Source organism: Streptomyces sp. NPDC003697 (genome assembly GCF_053587115.1).
In genome coordinates, this window is sequence record NZ_JBSFNN010000001.1 from 91,087 (window position 1) to 110,948 (window position 19,862).

A 19,862-nucleotide genomic window follows, 5' to 3' on the forward strand; every position below is an offset into this window, starting at 1 on the left:
ATCATGGTCACCCAGATGCGGCGCGCGGGGAAGAGCCCGGGGCACATGGGAAACAGCAGTCACCGCAGACACCGCCCCCGGGGACACGGTAGTAGAGGCAGCAGCTGCGGCGCCGGAACCCGCCGCGGGTGAGTGTGCCGGTCGCGGCGAGGCGGGGGTGGGCCAGAAGGCGGGCGGACAGGTCGCGGGCGTGTGCGCCCGCCCCCGCGTGGCCGCTGCCGAGCGCCCACCGCTCCAGCAGGCGCGCCGCAGCCGCCAGCGCGGACGCCGCGTTGCCCCACAGCAGTGCGGGCGCGATCCGGTGGCGGGCACACACGGCCGCCGCCAGGGGTGCGAGGTGGCCGTCCAGGACGACCCGCGCGAGCGTCTCGGCGTCGGCGGGCAGGGGGCGCACCTCGGCGAGCCACAGATCGTCCGGGGCGCTGCCGTCGGGGTCCCAGCCGAGCAGACCGGCGTCGAGGTCGGGAACCCTGCCGTACAGCGCGGCGCAGCCCAGCGCGGCCGACCACAACCGCGCCGCCAGCCCCTGGTGCGCCACGGAGGCGGCGACGCGCGGTTCGGCGGTACGGAGGGCGCCGGCCACTTTCCGGACCCGGAACGCGAGCGGGTCGTCGTGGGCGTCCGGGCCCTCCCCGCCGCGGGTGCCGGCGTCCTCGTGCGGGGAACCGTAGGCGCGGGCCAGCGTGGGCAGCGGCCGGTGGGGCGCCCGCCCGGTGCGCAGCACGAAGAAGCCACCGAGGGGCGCCAGCGCCGCCAGATCAGGATCGAGGTCCACGACGAGCAGTAGTACCAGAGCCCCTCCGCGAGGCGGACGGGCGGAGCCCGGCCACCGGGGGGCGCCGTGAGGGACGGCGCGGTGCCGGCCGACGAGGCGCCAGGTACCGAGCACCGAGCACCGAGCACCGGACGATCGCACGCACGCGCCCGCCGAGGTGGTCCGCCCGTCGCGGAGACCCGTGTTCCTCGGGGTCGGCCGCCCCTTGTTCCCCACCCCGGGTATGACGACGCCGGGGCCGTACTCCATCGGCAGTATGACCCAGTGGGTGCTCAGGGACGACGACGCGAAGGGCCCGGCGCGGCAGGGTGTTGCCCATGGAAGCCGAGCGTTCGTCATGCAGGGGTCACCGCCCCCGCCTCACGCGGAGGAGCCGCCCATGAGCGCCCTCGCGTTGTCCGTGCTGCTGTCGCTCGTCTCCGCCGTCGCCTACGCCGGCGGAGCGATCGTGCAGGAACGGGTCGCGGTGTCCTCCCCCAACGAACGGTACGCGCCGCTGCGCCGTCCCGGCTGGTGGGCGGCGGTCGGGCTGAACGGACTCGGCGGCCTGCTGCACGTGGTGGCCCTGGCCTACGGTCCCCTGAGTCTGGTGCAGCCCCTGGGCGCCCTGACCATCGTCTGCGCGCTGCCCATGGCGGCGCTGTTCGTCGGCCGCCGGGCTGGGGCCGCCGCGTGGCGCGGCGCGATCATGGCGACGGTGGGGCTCGCGGGCCTGCTGTCCGTGGTGGGCGCCTCCGGCGCGCAGTCGCTGACCGGCCCCCAGCGCGTGTCCGTGGCCGCGGTCACCGCCGGTGCGGTGGTGGCCCTGGTGATCATGAGCCGGGCCGCCCACCGGCACCCGGCGGTGCGCAGCATGCTCCTCGCCGGCGCGTCCGGCGTCGCGTTCGGCATGTCCTCGGTGTTCACCAAGACCGTCGCGGTCGACGTCGCCGGCGGCGTGACGGTGGCCGAGCTGCCCTCCCTCGCGGTGATAGGCGTCCTCGCCACGGCCGGCATGCTGCTGTCGCAGGCTTCCTACCGCAGCGGTGGCCTCGCGGCGCCGCTGGCCACGCTGACCGTGGTCAACCCGGTGGCGGCGGCAGCGGTCGGCATCACGATGTTCGGAGAAACCTTCCGTTACGGCAGCACGGGCACCGTGCTGGCCCTCGGCTGCGGCGTGGTGGCGGCGGGCGGGCTGATCCTGCTCACCACCGAACGCCTCAGCCGGACGGAGGCCGCGGACGTGGCGGAGCTGTCGGGCATCGCGAAGCTGTCGGGGATGGCGGAGCTGTCGGCCATCGCGGAGCTGTCGGGGATGGCGGAGCCGTCGGCCACGGCGGAGCCCACGGACGTGGTGGGTTCTCCGACCGTGGCGGAGCCTGCGGGCGGGACGGGTTCGCTGTCCGCGGCGGAGCCGGCGGACGGGGATGCCGCGCCTCCGGCGGGTCCCGCCGGACCGGGGCCCGCGCGGAAGCCGTCGGCGGTGCTTCCCGCCCCCTCCGGCGGGCACCCCGGGACCCCGGTGCCGGCGGTCTTCCTGCCGGCACCGCCGCGCCAACTCCAGCCGCTGGCGGGGGCCCTCGTCCTCGGCCCCTTCCACGGCGGCCCGTACGTCCCGGTGCCGTTCCTCGACGACCGGGACGGCGCCCGCGTCCGCGCCCGGGTCAGATCGTGACGCCCCCGGCCCGGAGATAGGCGACCGGGTCGATGTCCGTACCGAATCCGGGCCCCGTGCGCACCTCGAAGTGCAGATGCGGGCCCGTGACGTTCCCGGTGGCTCCCGAGCGGCCGATGCGCTGGCCGCCGGTCACCGTCTGGCCGTCGCGCACGGCGATCGCGGACAGGTGCCCGTACTGGCTGTAGCGGCCGTCGGAGTGCCGTATGACGACCTGGTAGCCGTAGGCGCCGCCCCAGCCGGCGGCGACCACGTGCCCGCCGGCGACCGCCTTCACCGAGGTGCCGGTGGCCACGGCGAAGTCCACGCCGGTGTGGTAGCCCTTCGACCAGTGCGATCCCGTCGCGTGGTAGGACGTGCCCAGCGGGCCGCTCACGGGGGCGACACGGGCGTGCGAGGCGGTATGCGACCGGCTCGTCCTCGACGGCGTGGTGTGTCTCTCCGTCGTGTGTTTCTCCGCCGGGTGTCTCTCCGCCGGGTGTCTCTCCGTCTTCGCAGCGGTGTGCTTCTCGCTCTTCTTCGACGGGGTGGCGTGCCGCTCCGTCTTCGGCGGGTGCGCGGAGGGCGCCTTGCTCTCCTTGTGCGCCGTGTGCGGCGCACGCGACACGGCCGAGGTCTCGTGCAGCGCGAGCCGCTGCCCCGGCATGATCAAATCCGGGTCACCGCCGATCGTCGCGCGGTTCGTCTCGTACAGCCGCCGCCAGCCGCCGTCGACGTCCCGCTCGTCGGCGATGCCGGAGAGGGTGTCGCCGCGGACCACCGTGTACATCTGCGCGGTCCCGGCCCGGGACTGGGGCGTGGTCTGCGGCTGCACGTCCCGGACGGACGTCCGCGCGGCCCTGGTGCTCCGGGCCGTGGCCGTGTCGGCGTCCCGGCCGTCCGTGGCGCTCTTGGTGCCGCGCGGCGGTGCGCCGTCCGGATGGGTTCCGGTGCCCCCGCCGGAGGTGAGTCCGGCGCGTGCCGAGCACACCGGCCAGGCGCTGGGCCCCTGCCCGTCGAGCACCTTCTCGGCGACGGCGATCTGCTGGTCCCTGGTGGCCAGGTCGGCGCGCGGGGCGTACCTCGTGCCGCCGTAGGCCTCCCAGGTGGACTGGGTGAACTGCAGTCCGCCGTAGTAACCGTTGCCGGTGTTGATGCCCCAGTTGCCGCTCGACTCGCAGGCCGCCACCTTGTTCCAGGTGGCCACGTCCGCCGCCTGGGCGGCGCCGGCGCCGATGAGCGGGAGTGCCATGCCCGCGCCGCCCGCCGTGACGGTGAGCGAGGCGCGGTTGATCCTGTTGGGCTGGTACCGGCGGTGCCGGCCGCGTGCGGCCATGTCTGAAGCCCCCTCGGCGTGCGTCAGGAGCGGCAAAAGTAAACGCGGCGAACAGGCCACCACAAGACGGGTTTTCGCCGCCTGGCCGCCCCAACTGGCCGGTATGGCGCTCCCCTTGTCCGGATCGGTGGCGCCCGCGCTGAGGCGTGCGGCACCTCCCGCGCGTAATGGAGTCCACGGGGTGGCGTGGTGCGGTCGCCGTTGCGGCACGTCAGGATGGTCGAAGGCGATACTGACCGGCACGACCGGCACCCCGGCAGGACGCAGGCGATGGACAGGATCTTCAAGGGAGCAGGCGGTATGAGCACTACAGCCCAGATCGGCGTCACAGGACTCGCGGTCATGGGCCGCAACCTCGCCCGCAACTTCGCGCGCAACGGCTACACGGTCGCCGTGCACAACCGGACGGCGTCGCGGACGCACGCCCTGGTCGAGGAGTTCGGGCACGAGGGCGACTTCGTCGCGGCCGAGACCGCCAAGGAGTTCGTGGCGGCGCTGGAGCGGCCGCGCCGCCTGGTCGTTATGGTCAAGGCCGGCGAGCCGACCGACGCGGTGATCCAGGAGTTCGCCCCGCTCCTGGAGCCCGGCGACATGATCATCGACGGTGGCAACGCGCACTTCGCAGACACCCGGCGCCGGGAGCGCGAGCTGCGCGAGCAGGGCATCCACTTCGTCGGCACGGGCATCTCCGGCGGTGAGGAGGGCGCCCTGCACGGGCCGAGCATCATGCCGGGCGGCTCGGCGGAGTCGTACGAATCGCTGGGCCCCATGCTGGAGAAGATCTCCGCGAAGGCGGCGGACGGCGCGCCCTGCGTCACGCACGTCGGTCCGGACGGCGCGGGGCACTTCGTGAAGATGGTGCACAACGGCATCGAGTATGCCGACATGCAGCTGATCGGCGAGGCGTACCAGTTGCTGCGCGACGTCGCCGGGTACTCCCCCGCACAGATCGCGGAGATCTTCCGCACCTGGAACACCGGCCGGCTGGACTCCTACCTGATCGAGATCACGGCCGAGGTGCTGTCCCACGTGGACGCGGAGACGGGTAAGCCGTTCGTGGACGTGGTCGTGGACCAGGCCGAGCAGAAGGGCACCGGCCGCTGGACGGTGCAGATCGCGCTCGACCTCGGCGTGCCCGTGTCCGGGATCGCCGAGGCCGTCTTCGCCCGCTCCCTGTCCGGGCACGCCGAGCTGCGGGAGGCCTCACGCGACCTGGCCGGGCCGAAGGCCGCGCCGCTCGGCGAGGCGGAGGCCTCCGCGTTCGCCGACCGCGTCGAACAGGCGCTGTACGCCTCGAAGATCGTCTCCTACACGCAGGGCTTCCACGAGATCGCCGCGGGCAGCGAGGAGTACGGCTGGGACATCGACCTCGGTGCCGTGTCCGCGATCTGGCGGGGCGGCTGCATCATCCGCGCGGCCTTCCTGGACCGCATCCGCGCCGCGTACGACGCCCGGCCGGATCTTCCGAGCCTGCTGTCCGACGAGACGTTCGCGCGAGAGATCGCCGCTGCGCAGGACGACTGGCGCGAGGTGCTGGTCGCCGCGACCCGCCAGGGCGTGCCGACGCCCGGCTTCGCCGCGGCCCTCGCCTACTACGACGCCCTGCGCGCAGAGCGCCTCCCCGCCGCCCTCACCCAGGCGCAGCGGGACTTCTTCGGCGCGCACACCTACCGCCGCGTCGACCGTGACGGCACCTTCCACACGCTGTGGGGCGGTGACCGGTCGGAGGTGAAGGCGTGAGCACCGCGGTCCGCGGCCTGCGGGCGACGACGGGCCGGTAGGCCGATCGGTCTCCGCGGCCGCTGAGGCCGATCGGCCTCTGGTAAGGGAAGACGGTGGGCGTCCCTTGGGACGCCCACCGTCTTGTTGTACGCGGTCGGCCGGGGAATCGGTGAACCGGGGCCGGGGCGCCGGACCCTGCCGGGGCCGGCGGGCCGGGCCGGCGTGACGGGGGCGGTTCCCGGCGCACGGGGACCGGGCACTGAGCCGGGACCCGGCGTCACGGGCACGTTCCCGGCGCACGGGGGCCGGTGAGCCGAGGCCGATGAGCCGGGCACTGGGCCGGGACCCGGCGCGCACGTGCTCCCTGCCGCGACCCGGCCGCCCCGGTGCTGGCTCAGGTCAACGGCGGTCCCGGCTCCGGGTTCGGCACCGGCTCCGGTCCCGGCGGAATGGGGGACGGGGACGGTTCCGGAGGCGGGCCGGGATGCGGTCCCGGCGGCGGGGTCGGTACCGGACCCGGCATGGGCGGCGGGTGCGGGGCCGGCGGCGGTTCCGGTGCCGGAACCGGGTGCGGAGGCTCGGGGTCCGGGCCGCCCGGCGTGGGTTCCGGCCCCGGGCCCGGCGTGGGCGAGGGCGGGACGGGATCGGGATACGGGTTTGTCATGGCGTCCTCCCGCCAGTCGGTGGAGATCGGCTCTGGACTCATCCTCCACCTACCCGACGTCGGCGCGCTCAGTCACCCGGTGGTCACCCGGCAGCACCACCCCGAGGGCCCGGGTGGGGTCACGGGACGTGCTTGACGAGGCCCGTGCCGGCGCGGAACCGCCGCCGGTGCCACCAGCGGGGCCGGGGTGTTCCCATGGGCGTCGAAGTCCGGAACGCGGGCGGGCGAGGTGTACGGGAGGGCGAGCACGGCAGGGTGGCCGGCTCAGAAACGTCCCGGGTGGGCCTTGAGCCAGTCCTTCGCGGCGAGCAGCAACCCGGGGTCGGCCGGCGGGGCCTGGTCGGGGTGGCGTTCGGCCCACTTGACCACGTACGGGCACAGCGGGGCCACGGCGACACCCTCGCGCCGGGCGAGGCCGTACAGCTCGCGTGCCAGCGAGCCGGCGATGCCCTTCCCCTCGTGCGCCGGTTCCACGATCGTGTGAACCGGGACCAGGGCGCGCCCGGGGCTGTCGAGGACGAAGTACTCGATGCGGCCCACCACTTCGCCCCCGCCGACCGCCTCCAGCCGCCCGGCGGCACGGTCGTCGCGGATCTCGATGTCGTCGCTCACGGGCCCGCTCCTGGTCCGGTGGTGCTACGGCCGCGCCGCGACGGCCTGAGGGCTGCGCTCCTGGTCCGAGCCCGGCACCGGCGCGGACGGGTCCGCACCCAGCGCCACGATCCGGTTGTCGCGGTCCACGTGCACGACCCGGGGCTTCAGCGCTCGCGCCTCCGCGTCGGTCACCTGAGCGTAGCTGATGATGATCACGAGATCACCGGGGTGGACGAGGTGCGCGGCGGCTCCGTTGATACCGACGACACCGGTACCGCGCTCCCCCTCGATGACGTAGGTCTCCAGCCGGGCCCCGTTGGTGATGTCGACGATGTGGACGAGTTCACCGGGCAGCAGATCGGCGGCGTCGAGCAGGTCCGCGTCGATGGTCACCGATCCCACGTAGTGCAGGTCGGCCTGGGTGACGGTGGCCCGGTGGATCTTGGACTTGAACAGAGTACGCAGCACTGTGGACTCCTCTAAGACGGCTCCCTGCCTGCTTTGTGCAGGTCAAGGGCGGTCTTTACTGTACACGGGCACGCGTTGGAGTCGATGATTGTGAGGAACCTCGCTTCACTCTGGCCAGCAGGCTCCCTGCCTGCGCTTCCGCACGAACCAGGCTGCTATGCCGTCGCCAACGGCCGCTACCACTTGGTCGGCTGCGATGTCCACGCCGAGAGTGCTCGGGGTGGATGAGTTCGCGCTGCGCAAGGGGCACAACTACGGCACGATCCTTGTGGACATCGAGACGCGCCAGCCGGTCGATCTACTGCCCGGCCGGGACACCTCGATGGTGGCCGGGTGGCTCGCCGATCATCCTGGCATCGAGGGGATCTGCCGGGGCCGCTCCGCCTATGCCGAGGCCGGACGGCTCGGCGCCCCGGACGCTGTCCATGTCGCGGACGCTGGCACATCTGGAAGAACCTCGTTGAGGCCGTCAAGAAGACGGTCATCCAGCACCGCGCCCTGCTGCGCGAGCCGGAGGAAGCTGCCCCGGCGCGCCGTCGCGGTTGTGGAGATCACGGACCTGGAGCCACATTCAGCCAGTCCAGCTTGTCCCGGGCCCCCTGGATGTGCCCCTTTATCCAACATCGCCTCAACGTGCCCGAAGGTGTGGCCGAACGACTGGTGCTCGAAGGGTGTACCGCTCGGCGCGGCGATGTCCCTCAGCTTGCGGGAACACACCGTGTCGGACTCGCTGCGCAGCGCCTTCGAAAGCGCCCGGGTGTGAGTCACCCGCACCCGGGCGAGGGCGGAATGCGGCGTCAGCCGCCGGCCACGGCGCGCACCGCCTCCTCGACCGGGTGGACCCGCTGATCGCGGTGGCGCACGCAACCGTGTGGCCCGGTGGTGGGGCAGGTCCTGCACGGGGGAAGACGAGGAGGTCTGACCGTACCTCCTACACCTGCCGGCAGGGGCCAGCGTGTCACGCGGCGTCGGCGTTACCTCGGAGGCATCCTGTGGCCACGTCCGATCGCGGGGGCAGCCGACGATAAGGAGTCATGCGGGTGTCGTCGCAGGACGTTACAGTCGTGGCTCTTCTGGCGGATCCGGATGCGCCGACGGAGATCGCGCAACGCATGGCCCAGATGCTTCCTGATCGGCTCGCCAACAGATCAGGCCAGGGACGACGGTTCGACGTCGAGGTGGTCAGTGAGCCCTTCACAGCAGGGACCGATGACCTGTCCACATTGACGCGCCGGGTCATGGACCGCGGAAGTGAGGGGAACTGGGACATCGTCGTGGCCCTCACCGACCTTCCGCTGCACTCACATGGGCGCAAGCTCGTGGTGGATCTGAGTCACGAACACGGCTTGGCGCTGCTGTCTCTTCCCGCGCTGGGGGGCTTCCGGCTGCAGACCAGGGCCCGGCAGGCCGTGGAAGAAGCCGTGCTCAGCTTGGCGGGCCCGCAGGCCACTGGGCCTGAACGACCTCCGGGAAGTCAGCCGCTGCGGGGGCCCTTCATCCGTCGTCTCGCGCCCATCCATCCGGGCCAGGTCGGTGAGGAGGAGATCGCCGACCTGCGGTACGTCGTCAGTGGGCCGCGCGGCAACCTGAGGGTGCTCAGCGGTATGGTCCGCGCCAACCGGCCGTGGCGCTTGGTGCCGGGCTTGTCGAAAGCCCTGGCGGCCGCACTCGCCACGGGAGCAGTCGCCACCGTGAACTCCACCATCTGGACCCTGGCCACCTCCCTGAGCACGCCACGCCTAGTGATCGCCATGGTCGGGTCTGTCGCGCTCATGATCGGCTGGCTGATCGTGGACGCGAACCTGTGGCATCGAACGGATGAGGTTTCGCCGGAGGCGAGGAAGAGGGCGGCTCTCTACAACGCCTCGACGGTCGTGACCGTGGGTATCGGGGTGATCGTCTGCTACGCGGGTTTGGTGGTCATCAACTTGGGGTGGGCGCTGTTCCTCCTCAACGACCGCCTGTACGCTTCCGCGACACGAACGCCGCTGCACGTCACGGAGTACTGGACGCTGTCTTGGTTCGTCGCTTCGGTCGCCACGGTGGGCGGCGCGCTGGGATCGGGCCTGGAGAGCGAGGAGGCGATCCGGGCAGCCGCCTACTCCAAGCGCGAACAGGAGCGTCGCAGCGTGCTGCAGGACGACCACGGTGACTAGCGGGTTACCTCATCGGGGATGTGCCGTCGGTTGGTGGTCGTCCGGGTCGGGAGATTGCGCTGATCGGTCGGTGCGTGGTTGTCTCGCCTCGGGGGCCGACGGGGATCCGCACGGCACGCCGCCGGAGCGCCGAAGCTCGCCTGGCGGGCCGGCGGCAAAACGACCGTTCCACCTGATCCAGGTGAACGGCCCGCAGAGGCGTGCCGGAGCCACGGACTCCGTCGCAGCACTTCCGAGCGTCAGGCTCTTCGCACCCTCGGTCTGCGCCCGGGTCAGCAAGCGCAGGGACATGTCTTTCGTGTCCGTTAAGGACATTCACCGAAACCCCACGATCCGGAGCCTGGCCCGGGCCGCACCGGAAGGCCCCCTGATACGGATCGGCACGCTCGCCTATGGGCACCGGCAACGACTCCTGGGGGGGGCGTCGTCAGGAAAGCGGCGGCCCTCGCGGTAAACACGGCGATGGGAACCGGCCATGTGCCCAGCGGGCGCGATCACGGGTTTCGCGCATATGGTCGAGATATGCATGTCGCAGATCATGGGCCACGTCGGTGATCTGCGCGAACTGATGGCCTGGCTGCATCAGCACCCCGGCCTGCCACGGCTGGTGGCCCGCCTGTACGTCTTCATGGGCCTCCCGACAGGTACAGCGCGGCGCCCGCGGTCGTGACCGCGGATGCGTGAGTACCGGGAGCGGACACTGTATCCGCCGGGCCTGGAGCCCTAGTTGGTGCCTGCACCGATGACAACACGCTCGCGAGCATTGCTTTTCAAGGTCGAGAACCTGCTCCGCGAGGAGCGGACCCGGGAGGCCGTCGAATTGGCCCTGGCCGCTGCGGCATGGCTGCAGCAGATCGCGCCGCGCGCGGGAACTCGCCCCTGAGGTCGGCGACCTGAACGAGCTGATGGGGCAGGCTGGACAGGATATCCGGGCGGCAGCAGCCGACACCTGAACACGACTGTCGATGGGGCGGTGAACAGCATGACGGTGAAACTGAACGCGAGGGCGTTCAACCACGCAAAGAAACTGACCGAAGAAGGCCGGATCGTCCTGGACGACCGGGACGAGTGGAGCGAGCACCGGCCTTCGGCAGCGGACGAGAATGCCTACCTCGAGGAGCACGGATTCAACGAGTACGCCAGGTGGTACCTGGGCATCGATGACGAGATGGGAGAGGAGACCAAGGGCCGGTACAAGTTCCCCTACGGCGATTTCGAGCGCGTCCACCGCTGCGGTGTGCTCTCTGCCGAGGTACGCGCCGGACAGCAGAAATACGCGGACATCGAGAACGCCGCCGCGCACCTGCACGGAATGCTGGACGGCAGGCGGGCCGGGAACCGGTGACAGCACCGGGATAAGTGCACCCGCACCCGGCCCCCGGCGACGGGTCGTCCAGTGGCGCTGGTGCCGCAGGTGCAGGCGTACGGGGTCTGGGGGCGTGGGGCCGAGGACGCGGCACAGTTCCTGCTGGGGACGGGACCCGGTCGCCGGCTGCTGCACCAGGCCGACCGGACCGCGCAGGCTCGTGTCCGCCGTACCCTGACGGACCGTCTGCGCGACCACGAGGCGGCGGACGGCACGGTCCGGCTGCGCAGCACGTCGTGGGCTGGTCACGGCGGGGCGCCCGGCCAATCCGTCGGACGGGCGCTGACACTCGCCCTGTCCGTCCGGCGCGCGGCCGACACCGACCGGGTCGCCGCCGCCGCTCTGCTGCCCGCGGGCCTCGGGGCGGCCGTTCGGCGGCTGCCCCCGAGGCCCGGCCGGCTGTGGGATCTTTACGCGGGGGTTTCGCCGATCAGTGCTGGGCGTGCGGACGTGCGTGGAACAGGGGCCGCCGCTCGCGGGCCGTACCTGCGGTGAGGCGGCTGATCTCGATGCGTGTCATGACGGCGCGGACCAATTCGGTCAGGCCCAGAACGATGGCCATGACGCCCACTACCAGGGTGAGTACCGCAATGGAGACGAACGGCATGACGATCATCACGATGCCGGCCAGAGCACCGATGATGCCGAAGGCCACGTGCCAGCCGCGCGCCGGCATGGTCTGATCGGAGGCCGCGGCGACCGTCTCCAGGGTGCCGCGCAGCACCCAGCTGAAGCCGATCCACAGCGCGAGCAGGAAGAGCGACTCCAGGGTGCTCCGGAAGCAGATCAGTCCCAGCACGATGGTGGCCGCGCCGGCGAGGAAGTGCACGACGCGAAGGTGCCCGGGGACGTGGACGCCGAACGCGGCGGCGAGTTGGAAGGCACCGGTGGCCAGCAGGTAGACGCCGAAGAGCAGGCCGATGACGCGCAGTGTCGGTCCCGGCCAGACGAGGGCGATGACGCCCAGGGCGGTCGTGGCGACGCCCATGGTGAACAGGAGCTGCCAGCCCGCGTTCGCCAGGGCGGCCATGCCTCCGGTCAGGGGGCCCTCCTGTGGTTCGGCTCCGCGTGAAGGAACCGGGCCGGGGGAAGCGGAAGGAGACGTCATGGCAGCTAGCTCCTTCTGAGAGAGCGTGGTCAGTACATGTCCATCGTCACCCGATGGGCCTCACGTTGCGCGCTGGAGAGGACAGGGTTCACGGCGCGGAAGGCATGACACGAACAATCTCCTCCGGGCGGTGCTCACAGGTGGCTGCCCGGTGGTCACGCTCCGTTCTGCGGGCGCCCGAGGTGCAACGTCCTCGGACCGGCCGATCCAGCGGCCACAGCACATGCACCAGCACACCGCACGGTGGGCGGCAGGTCCCGGACAGAAGGACGAAGGCCCCATTGGGGTGTGAGCGTCGAAGGGTGGAAGGTGGGGAAGTGAGGCCGCTGCCAGGTGCTCCGTGTATGGGCCCGTCCCTCCGTCCGCTCAGCGCTGCCGGACGTTCGTCCGGCTCGGTGCCGGCGCGTTCGGCTGTGCGAGAGTGCAGACGCCCGGGCGGTGGCCGCCGATGGTGACCGCTGTCGGGGCGAGGCCGGTGGCCGGGGGGCGTGCCGTCTCGGCGGCCGCGCTGCCCAGCGCGCAAGTGCTCCGTGACCTCCAGGTGCCGGGAGGCGGCCTGTCGTCGGAGGAGGCGGCACGACGGCTGAAGCACTGCGGCCCGAACGCCGTCCACTCCCACCGGGCCCGAGCGTGGCTGGTGCTGTGGCATCAGCTCCGGTCGCCGCTGCTCGGCCTGCTGCTGGCCGCGGCGGTCGTGTCGTACTTCGTCGGGGAGCACAGCGACGCCGTGATCATCGGGGTGATCGTCGCGCTCTCCGTCGGCCTCGGTTTCGTCAACGAGTTCCGGGCGGAGAAGACCGCCCAGGCGCTGCACGCGAAGATCCGGCACCACGCGGTCGTGCTGCGCGACGGGCGGCCACAGGCCGCATCGACTTCATGCGCGCCGTACCCGTCACCGGTACCTCGGCGGAGGAAGTGCTGCAGCGAGGGCTGCTGTGCACCGAATCGGACGTGGACGGCCAAGACCGGCCGATGGGCGGAAACCCCCTCGACGACGCCCTGTGGGACTCACCGGCCGCCGCAGCCCAGCGCCCGGCGCTCAGCGGCTGGAAGCGGGCCGGCACCCTGCCCTTCGACCATGAGCGGCGGATGGTCTCCGTCACCGTCACCGACCCCGTCGGTGACACCCTGCTCATCACCAAGGGCGCTCCGGAGACGGTACTGGAACGCTGCGCGGAGGTCCCCGAGCCGGTCCGTGAGGCACTGGACGCGGAGTTCGCGGCCGGGAACCGAGTCGTCGCGGTGGCGACTCGGCCCGCCCGCCCGGCGACCGCACCCGGTGCCGCCGACGAGCGGGACCTCCGTCTGACCGGTCTGCTTGTCTTCCTCGACCCGCCCAAATCCGACGCGGCCGAGGCGCTGGGACAACTGGACGCGCTCGGCATCACGACGAAGATCGTGACCGGGGACAACCCCGCGGTGGCCGTCAAGGTCTGCCACGACCTGGGGCTGACCAGCGCCGGTGTACTGACCGGTTCCGACCTCGACGCCCTGGACGACGAGCGGCTCGTCACCGCGATCCGTGACACCACCGTCTTCGCCCGGGTCAGCCCCGAGCAGAAGGCCCGTATCGTGCGGATCCAGCGGAAGACCGGCGGCGACGTCGCCTTCCTCGGCGACGGCGTCAACGACGCTCTCGCGCTGCACGCAGCCGACGTGGGCATCTCGGTGGACTCGGCCACCGACGTGGCCAAAGACGCGGCCGACGTGATCCTGCTGGAGAAGGACCTCGGTGTCCTGGCCGACGGGGTCGCCGAGGGACGCCGGATCTTCGCCAACACCATCAAATACGTCCTGATGGGCACATCGAGCAACTTCGGCAACATGTTCAGCGCGGCCGGAGCCTCACTGTTCCTGCCCTTCCTGCCGATGCTGCCCTCCCAGATCCTGCTCAACAACCTTCTCTACGACACCAGCCAGCTCGCCATCCCCACCGACGAGGTCGACGAGGAGCAGGTACGCCGCCCCGCGCACTGGGACATCTCCTTCATCCGGCGCTTCATGATCTGCTTCGGGCCCATCAGCTCCGTGTTCGACTTCGTCACCTTCGCCGTGATGCTGGGCGTCTTCCACGCCGACGCCGCCCAGTTCCACACCGGCTGGTTCGTGGAGTCCCTCGCCACACAGACCCTGGTGATCTTCGCCATCCGCACCCGCCGCTCACCGTTCTGGCGCAGCCGCCCCAGCCTGCCTCTGACACTGACCGCGCTGGGAGTCGTCGCCCTCGGCGCCACCCTGCCGGCCACGCCCCTGGCCCACGTCCTCGGCTTCCAGCCCCTGCCGACAGCCTTCTTCGCCGCCGTGGCCGCCATGGTGGCCGTCTACCTGCTCCTCGTCGAACTCGGGAAACGGATCTTCTACCGGACCACGCGGCCCCCCACTCGCCCCGAACCCGCTCTCGGCCACCGTCATCTGCGTCGCCGCGCAGCACGGTTCAGCACCATGACCCGCCTGCCGCGCCCGCGAGTCCTCCGCCGTCCGCCGGCGAACGGCCCACACCCGACGGGCAGCACCGCGTCACCCTCCTCGCCGACTTCCCGAACCTCATCCTCCTGATCCCCCGGAATCCTGCACGCGTGTCACCAACGTCCCCGGACAGCCACGACGAGCTCATGGCCGTCCAGGGGCGCTACGCCGCGATGTTCGGCGCGCAGGCAGCCCAGTACGCCCCCGCGGGCACCGTCCCCCGGCCCGGCTCCCCCACCGTCACCGATCCCGCATGCCCCCCTCGAAAGGCGTCTAGACGACCTCGAGGACCTCGCGGACGGGGCGGCGGGGCGTCACGGGGCCCTGGGGTCCGAAACCGAGGCGCAGCACCATCTGGACGTGGCCTGTGCCGGTCACCGGCTCACGGGCCAGCAGGCGCAGGTCCCGGCTCTCGAGGGCGTGGGAGGTCAGGGACGTGGCGAGTCCCGCCAGAGTCGCCTCCAGCAGGACGCGTTCCAGGGCCTGGCCGGCGCGCAGCCAGTCGGCGGAGGCGTCGCCCGGTGTGCTCAGCAGCGCGAGGTGCGGGTTCCTCTCGAACGAGGTCGTGCCGCGGTCGGCCACCGGGCGGCGGCCGGCGAAGTCGCGCAGCGGGGCCTTGCCGTCCCGCACCCGTGGTCCGAAGGCGAACTCCGGCACTCCGTCGGTGGCGATGTCCGCCTCGTCGCCGAGCCTGGTCCAGCGCTGCAGATCCTCCATGTTCTCGGGATCCAGGGCGTCTCGGCTCTCCGCGTCCTTCACCAGCCCGAGGACGGTTTCCACGTGCCAGGGTCCGGGGAACTGCAGGTCGGCCCCCTCCCCGTTCGCCGCCGCGCGCAACGCGGTCCGGACGTCCTCCGGGATGTCCTTCTCGTCGAAGGGGTACCGGCTGGTGTGCCGACGGCGGACGGCGGGGTACAGACGCGCCAGGTCGTCCTCGGCCGAAACGGCGGCGCCTGCCTCACGCAGCCGGACGGCGGCGAGCCGCAGCGGTTCGGTGGGGTCCGGCAACAGGTGGGCCTCAAGGGGGAGACCGGCCTGCGCGGCGGCGACGCGCAGGTTGAACAGCGCCGCCCCGCAGCCGATGTGCAGGGCCCGGTTGGCGGGGTCCGAGCGGGGCATGGCGCGGTCGAGGTCGGCCAGCAGCAGCAGGACCCGCTCGCTCGCCACGAAGCGAAAGCGCCAGGGCTGCGCGTTGTGCATGGAGGGGGCGGTCACGGCCTCGGCGACCAGGCCTGCCACTGTCTTCGCGTCCGGCTGCAGTGTGTCGTCCACTGGTGCTCACCTTGCCCTGCCGATCGTTCCCGCTCGCCCGCTGTGGGTACCCTCGCCGCGCGTGTGCCCCGGCGCGCCGCACCGCGCGTCGCGGCGGGTCGGGCACGGCGCGCTCATGGGTGTCGGCTCCTTTCAGTGGTGGGGGACGACGGCCACCGGGCAGCCGACGTGGTGGATGGCGGCGTGCGTGACGGGACCCGTGCGTGTGAACGCCGGCCGGCCGGTGAGGTGGCGGCCCACGACGAGCAGGCCGGCGCCGGAGGCGGCCCGCACCAGCGCGGTCGTGGCCTTCTCCCGTACGACCGTCTCGACGACCTCGACGCCGGGGTACTCGCCCCGCCAGACCTGGAGCACGGCGGACACGAAGCCCCGCCACTCCTCCGCCCGGCAGGGGGCGTCCACCAGGGCGATGTCACCGGGACCCAGCCCGAGGGGGGACGGCGGCTGCCAGGCGTGCACCACGTGGAGCCGGGCCCGCCGCCGCACGGCCGCCTCGAAGGCGAACTCGATCACCTCGTCGCACGGGTCCTTGACGTCGAGACCGAGCACCACGTCCTGGTGTGCGGTGCGCGCGCCGGCGCTGCCGTCGTCGGCCGGGAGGTGCTCGTCCTCGGCCTGCTCCCCCGCCCTGACCAGCACCACGGTACCCGTGGCCTGGGCGACGACGCCGAGGGCGACGGAGCCCACCATGAGCCCGGCGAGGCCGGTCAGGCCGCGCGAGCCCAGGACCAGCAGGTGCGCCTGTCCGGCCGCCTTCAGCAAAGCCGCGGTCGCCGGGCCCTCGACCTGCTCGGCGGCGAGCCGCACACCGGGGACCGCGCCGCGGATCCGGTCCTCCGCCTGTCGTAGGACCCGCAGCGCGCGCTGACGCTGTGCGGCGTTCGCAGGTTCGCCGTCGTGCGGGCGCGGGTTCCACTCCCGGGCGTGCACCAGTCGCAGGGGCCGGTGGCGGCTCTCCGCCTCGCGGGCCGCCCATTCCGCAGCGGCGAGGCTTTCGGGGGATCCGTCGACTCTGGCGATGACCGGTGCGGGCATGGTGTCCTCCTGTGTGGGGTCTGCTCCTCGGTGCCGGAGGCGTGCGATCGCCCCGTGGGGTTGTCGCGGCGCGGCGCCCGGCGGGCCCTTCGTGCCGTCCGCGAGCCGTGCGTGAGCGGTCCGCCGGTCGGGCGTCTCGTCCGCCATGGGCCTCCTCCGCCATGCCCCCCGCTTCGATCATCGGTCCGATCACGAGGTGACCCCATGGGCTGTCCGGAGGTTTCGTGGGGCCGGTCGGTCCTCTTTCCCGCGGCGCGTGCCCGCGCAGGGTCGCGAGGGCGCGGGCCCGCGCGGTGTGCGGGTCCATGCCTGCCGACGCGGCGAGCGCGGAGCCGGTGCGGTCGCTGCGGAACGACAGACGGAGGCCGGGGCTGCGGTGGGAGTGCTCGTGCACGGCCATGGTGCCGACCCCTTACGGCATGTCCAGAGCCTGTCTTTCTCGACGCCCCCTACTCCCGTGACGTGCGCCGTGCGCCGTGCGGCGCCGGGTGCCGAACGGCTCCGGCGGTGGGGCCCGACGTCCCTGTCCACGAGGCCGTTCGGGGCGCGTCGGCCGGGCGCCGCGAAGGGCACCGGGGCGCTGTGCCGTTCAGCCGACTGTGCGGTCCGGGCGGACCGGGTGCCGCAGTCCTGGTCAGCCGCTCGCGGTGGCGAAGGGGCCGCCCTCGCCGAACGCGAGCCGCCCGAAGTTCTCGCCGATGCGGCGGTGTCCCGCCTGATCCGGGTGGATTTCGTCGGGCAGCGGGATTTCGGCGTAGTCCTTCTCGCCGTAGAGGTCACGGCCGTCCAGGTAGTGCAGGTTCGGGTCGTCGGCCGCCCGCTGCTCGACGATCCGGGCGAGCTCGTCACGGATGACGTTGAGCGTCAGGCGCCCGCCGGCCACTTCGGCCGGATCGCCCGTCGCCCTGAACCGCAACGTTCCGCCGTCGACGTCGGGCGCGAGCGGGCCGGGGGTGTCCTCCTGCACCGGGCACAGGATGGGGGACACGACCAGCAGCGGCGTGGTCGGATGCCCCTCGCGGAGGGTGTCGAGGAAGCCGTGGACCGCGGGGGTGAACGCACGCAGGCGCATGACGTCGGCGTTGACGACGTTGATGCCGACCTTGACGCTGATCAGGTCGGCGGGTGTGTCCCGCATCGCACGGGCGGTGAACGGATCCAGCAGCGCGCTGCCGCTGAACCCCAGATTGATCAGCTCCACTCCGCCCCGGGCGGCGGCCAGAGCCGGCCAGATGGCGGTGGGATGCGCGGCGTTCGAGCCGTGGCTGATCGAACTGCCGTGGTGCAGCCACACCCTGCGCCCGCTGTCGGGCGCGTGCTCGACAGGGGCGTCGGTGCGCAGGGCGATCAACTCGGTGATCTCCGCATGGGGCAGCCAGATCTCGACGTCCTTGTCGCCCGCGGGCAGATCGGTGAACCGGGCGGTGCCGGCAGGGCCCTCCGACAGTTCGGAGGACTGGGTGACCATGTCGGTGATCGTGCGCACGTTGCCGCCGGGCACCGTGGCCTGGGCCGCGAGACGGCCGTCGACCAGGAGGTCGTACACGCCGTCCGGCGGGGCCGGGAACCCTCGGTAGACCCGCTTGGTGGGCAGCGTGACCAGTTCGACGACGGTGGCCCGGGTGCGGAAGACCAGTCGCACGCCGGAGGGCTGGGCCTCGGCCAGGGCCAGTTGGTCGTCGGGGATCTGCCGGCGCGCCCGGGAGGGCAGCCGATGTGGCAGCAGACCGTGCGCGGTCGCTTCCACATCGAGGAAGCCGCGCAGCATATCCACGGTGACAGGTGTGGTGATCCAGTCGCTTTCGGTGCTCATCGCCTCAACCTGTTGATCGAAGTGCCGGGTTGTTCAGGTGCGCCGGTGCGCGACGCGTCGGACCGCCCAGGCCGGCCCTCACCTGGTCAGGCCCGGCCCTCGTCGGTCAGGGCACGGCCCTCACCCTGGTCGCGGCGTGCCCAGGTTCCGCAGCAGGGCGTCGAGGGAGTCCACGATCCAGTCCCAGGATTCCTGCGCGTCGGGGGCGCTGTGCTCGAAGCCTCCGGCCAGTTCCAGGCTGACGTAGCCGTGGAAGACGCTGCCCAGCATCCGGACCGCGTGCGTCTGGTCCGGCTCCGTCAGGTCGTAGCCGCGCAGGATCGCCCGCGTCATCTGTGCGTGCCGGACCCCGGCACTGGCGGCCGCCGTCTCGGGATCCAGCCGGAGCCGTGCGGCGGCGTAGCGGCCGGGGTGCTCCCGGGCGTAGTCCCGGTAGGCGTCCGCGAAGGCGGCCAAGGCGTCCTTGCCCGCCCGACCGGCCAGGGCATCGGCGACCCGGTCGGCGAGTTCCTCCAGGGCGAACAGGGCGATCCTCGTCTTGAGTTCCTGGGAGTTCTTCAGGTGCGAGTACAGACTCGCGACCTTGACGTCGCACCGCCGGGCGAGCTCCGAGACGGTCACCTGGTCGAACCCGACCTCGTCGGCCAGTTCCGCTCCCGCCACGGTCAGCCGCTCGGGAGTCAGCCCCGCTCTTGCCATAATCATCCCCCTGTCCAGCGACAACAATAGCGTATTTGCCTAAAGCCTTTTGGCAACCGCGGCTTCGTCTGCCGCTCCTCTGCCGCGCGTCCGGTTGGGAGATCCGCGGTGGCGCCACCGCGGCCGTGCGTTGCAGATCCACCTCGCCCCTCGAGGTCCACAGCGTGCCGCCGGCGGCGCTGAGCTCGTGACATGTTGAACCGTGCGAGGAGAGCGAGGAGCGAGGGGCGAGCGTGTTCCGTGACGAAGGTCGGCCGTCCCGCCCGGGCCGTACTCGACCTGGCGGAAGCCGATCCGGGTGCTGTGGAGGCCTACCGCTGGTCCGACGGCAGCTGGCGCCTTTGCGCCGTGCCCCACTCCCACATGCTCTGCGCCACTGACTCCAGCGCCCGGCCCTGACTGGTCAGAACGTAGCGGACGCGGGGAGGCCAGCCGGGAGTGCGGTGGCGCTCGATGACGCCCGCACGGGTCAATTGGGCCAGCCGGTCCGAGAGGACCTTGTCCGAGAGCGTGGGCAGGGCGGCGGACAGCTCGGAGTATGTGGCCTGGCCGCGCCGTAGAAACTCGCGGAGTACCAGCGGCGTCCATCGGCCGCTCAGCGTGGCGAGGGTGATGTCGACAGGGCATCGCGGTTCGGGGCCTGGTGGAACAAGGGCGCTGTCCGGACAGTCCGCCAGCGGGTCGCCCTGGTTGTTCGCCGGTGTGTGTCCAACCGTTTGGTGAGTCACGAAGGGGCCTCCTAACGTCCGTCGCGA

16 protein-coding genes and 3 pseudogenes are annotated in these 19,862 nt (G+C 72.1%); 8 read left to right on the plus strand and 11 right to left on the minus strand.

The window, feature by feature from the left end; translation table 11 throughout:
- Positions 1–7: 7 nt before the first annotated feature.
- Positions 8–775, minus strand: a complete 768-nt coding sequence (locus ACWDNY_RS00375; RefSeq protein WP_451643441.1) for a (2Fe-2S)-binding protein — start codon at positions 773–775, stop codon at positions 8–10.
- Between the two features lie 379 nt (positions 776–1,154).
- Here ACWDNY_RS00375 and ACWDNY_RS00380 point away from each other — a divergent pair, with 379 nt between their 5' ends.
- Entirely contained in the window at positions 1,155–2,429 is a 1,275-nt protein-coding gene (locus tag ACWDNY_RS00380) for a DMT family transporter (protein WP_451643442.1), read from the plus strand.
- Here ACWDNY_RS00380 and ACWDNY_RS00385 read toward each other — a convergent pair.
- Together ACWDNY_RS00385 and ACWDNY_RS00390 are read right to left on the minus strand one after the other, a co-directional pair.
- Positions 2,419–3,075, minus strand: coding sequence for a M23 family metallopeptidase (locus ACWDNY_RS00385; protein ID WP_451643529.1), 657 nt, complete (start codon positions 3,073–3,075; stop codon positions 2,419–2,421). The genes ACWDNY_RS00380 and ACWDNY_RS00385 overlap by 11 nt on opposite strands.
- Positions 3,049–3,744: pseudogene (locus ACWDNY_RS00390) on the minus strand (transglycosylase family protein); the annotation flags it as partial. The gene ACWDNY_RS00385 and the pseudogene ACWDNY_RS00390, both read right to left, overlap by 27 nt.
- Before the next feature lie 300 nt (positions 3,745–4,044).
- On the opposite strand from ACWDNY_RS00390, the gene gndA reads away from it, so the two are divergent.
- On the plus strand, positions 4,045–5,484 hold the full coding sequence (gndA, locus tag ACWDNY_RS00395) for an NADP-dependent phosphogluconate dehydrogenase (RefSeq protein ID WP_451643443.1): 1,440 nt from the start codon (positions 4,045–4,047) through the stop codon (positions 5,482–5,484).
- Positions 5,485–6,394: 910 nt separating this feature from the next.
- On the opposite strand, the gene ACWDNY_RS00400 is transcribed toward gndA, so the two are convergent.
- The gene (locus tag ACWDNY_RS00400; protein WP_451643444.1) at positions 6,395–6,742 is read right to left on the minus strand and encodes a GNAT family N-acetyltransferase; all 348 of its coding nucleotides are present in this window, start codon (positions 6,740–6,742) and stop codon (positions 6,395–6,397) included.
- A 24-nt stretch (positions 6,743–6,766) separates the two neighbouring features.
- Entirely contained in the window at positions 6,767–7,192 is a 426-nt protein-coding gene (panD, locus tag ACWDNY_RS00405) for an aspartate 1-decarboxylase (protein ID WP_451643445.1), read from the minus strand.
- Between the two features lie 202 nt (positions 7,193–7,394).
- On the opposite strand from panD, the pseudogene ACWDNY_RS00410 reads away from it, so the two are divergent.
- The 4 genes and pseudogenes from ACWDNY_RS00410 to ACWDNY_RS00425 all read left to right on the plus strand — a co-directional run.
- Positions 7,395–7,720, plus strand: a pseudogene (locus ACWDNY_RS00410) (ISL3 family transposase); the annotation flags it as partial.
- 506 nt (positions 7,721–8,226) lie between these two features.
- Complete coding sequence (locus ACWDNY_RS00415) at positions 8,227–9,348, plus strand: hypothetical protein (RefSeq protein ID WP_451643446.1); 1,122 nt, start codon at positions 8,227–8,229, stop codon at positions 9,346–9,348.
- Positions 9,349–9,874: 526 nt separating this feature from the next.
- Positions 9,875–10,018 (plus strand): hypothetical protein, encoded by a 144-nt coding sequence (locus ACWDNY_RS00420; RefSeq protein ID WP_451643447.1) that lies wholly within the window; start codon positions 9,875–9,877, stop codon positions 10,016–10,018.
- Positions 10,019–10,330: 312 nt separating this feature from the next.
- Complete coding sequence (locus ACWDNY_RS00425; protein ID WP_451643448.1) at positions 10,331–10,693, plus strand: hypothetical protein; 363 nt, start codon at positions 10,331–10,333, stop codon at positions 10,691–10,693.
- A gap of 451 nt (positions 10,694–11,144) precedes the next feature.
- Here ACWDNY_RS00425 and ACWDNY_RS00430 read toward each other — a convergent pair whose 3' ends face one another.
- Positions 11,145–11,822 (minus strand): HdeD family acid-resistance protein, encoded by a 678-nt coding sequence (locus tag ACWDNY_RS00430; RefSeq protein WP_451643449.1) that lies wholly within the window; start codon positions 11,820–11,822, stop codon positions 11,145–11,147.
- A 448-nt stretch (positions 11,823–12,270) separates the two neighbouring features.
- Here ACWDNY_RS00430 and ACWDNY_RS00435 point away from each other — a divergent pair.
- A pseudogene (locus ACWDNY_RS00435) lies at positions 12,271–12,462 on the plus strand (cation-transporting P-type ATPase); the annotation flags it as partial.
- A 236-nt stretch (positions 12,463–12,698) separates the two neighbouring features.
- Positions 12,699–14,378, plus strand: a complete 1,680-nt coding sequence (locus tag ACWDNY_RS00440; protein WP_451643450.1) for an HAD-IC family P-type ATPase — start codon at positions 12,699–12,701, stop codon at positions 14,376–14,378.
- A 183-nt stretch (positions 14,379–14,561) separates the two neighbouring features.
- Here ACWDNY_RS00440 and ACWDNY_RS00445 read toward each other — a convergent pair whose 3' ends face one another.
- The 5 genes from ACWDNY_RS00445 to ACWDNY_RS00465 all read right to left on the minus strand — a co-directional run bounded on the left by ACWDNY_RS00445 (position 14,562) and on the right by ACWDNY_RS00465 (position 19,835).
- Entirely contained in the window at positions 14,562–15,560 is a 999-nt protein-coding gene (locus tag ACWDNY_RS00445; RefSeq protein WP_451643451.1) for an Acg family FMN-binding oxidoreductase, read from the minus strand.
- A gap of 132 nt (positions 15,561–15,692) precedes the next feature.
- On the minus strand, positions 15,693–16,595 hold the full coding sequence (locus tag ACWDNY_RS00450; protein WP_451643452.1) for a universal stress protein: 903 nt from the start codon (positions 16,593–16,595) through the stop codon (positions 15,693–15,695).
- 634 nt (positions 16,596–17,229) lie between these two features.
- A complete protein-coding gene (locus ACWDNY_RS00455) occupies positions 17,230–18,408 on the minus strand; it encodes a GDSL-type esterase/lipase family protein (protein ID WP_451643453.1) in 1,179 nt (392 codons plus the stop codon).
- 120 nt (positions 18,409–18,528) lie between these two features.
- Positions 18,529–19,107, minus strand: a complete 579-nt coding sequence (locus ACWDNY_RS00460; RefSeq protein ID WP_451643530.1) for a TetR/AcrR family transcriptional regulator — start codon at positions 19,105–19,107, stop codon at positions 18,529–18,531.
- Positions 19,108–19,418: 311 nt separating this feature from the next.
- Positions 19,419–19,835, minus strand: coding sequence for a winged helix-turn-helix transcriptional regulator (locus ACWDNY_RS00465; protein WP_451643454.1), 417 nt, complete (start codon positions 19,833–19,835; stop codon positions 19,419–19,421).
- Between the last annotated feature and the right edge of the window lie 27 nt (positions 19,836–19,862).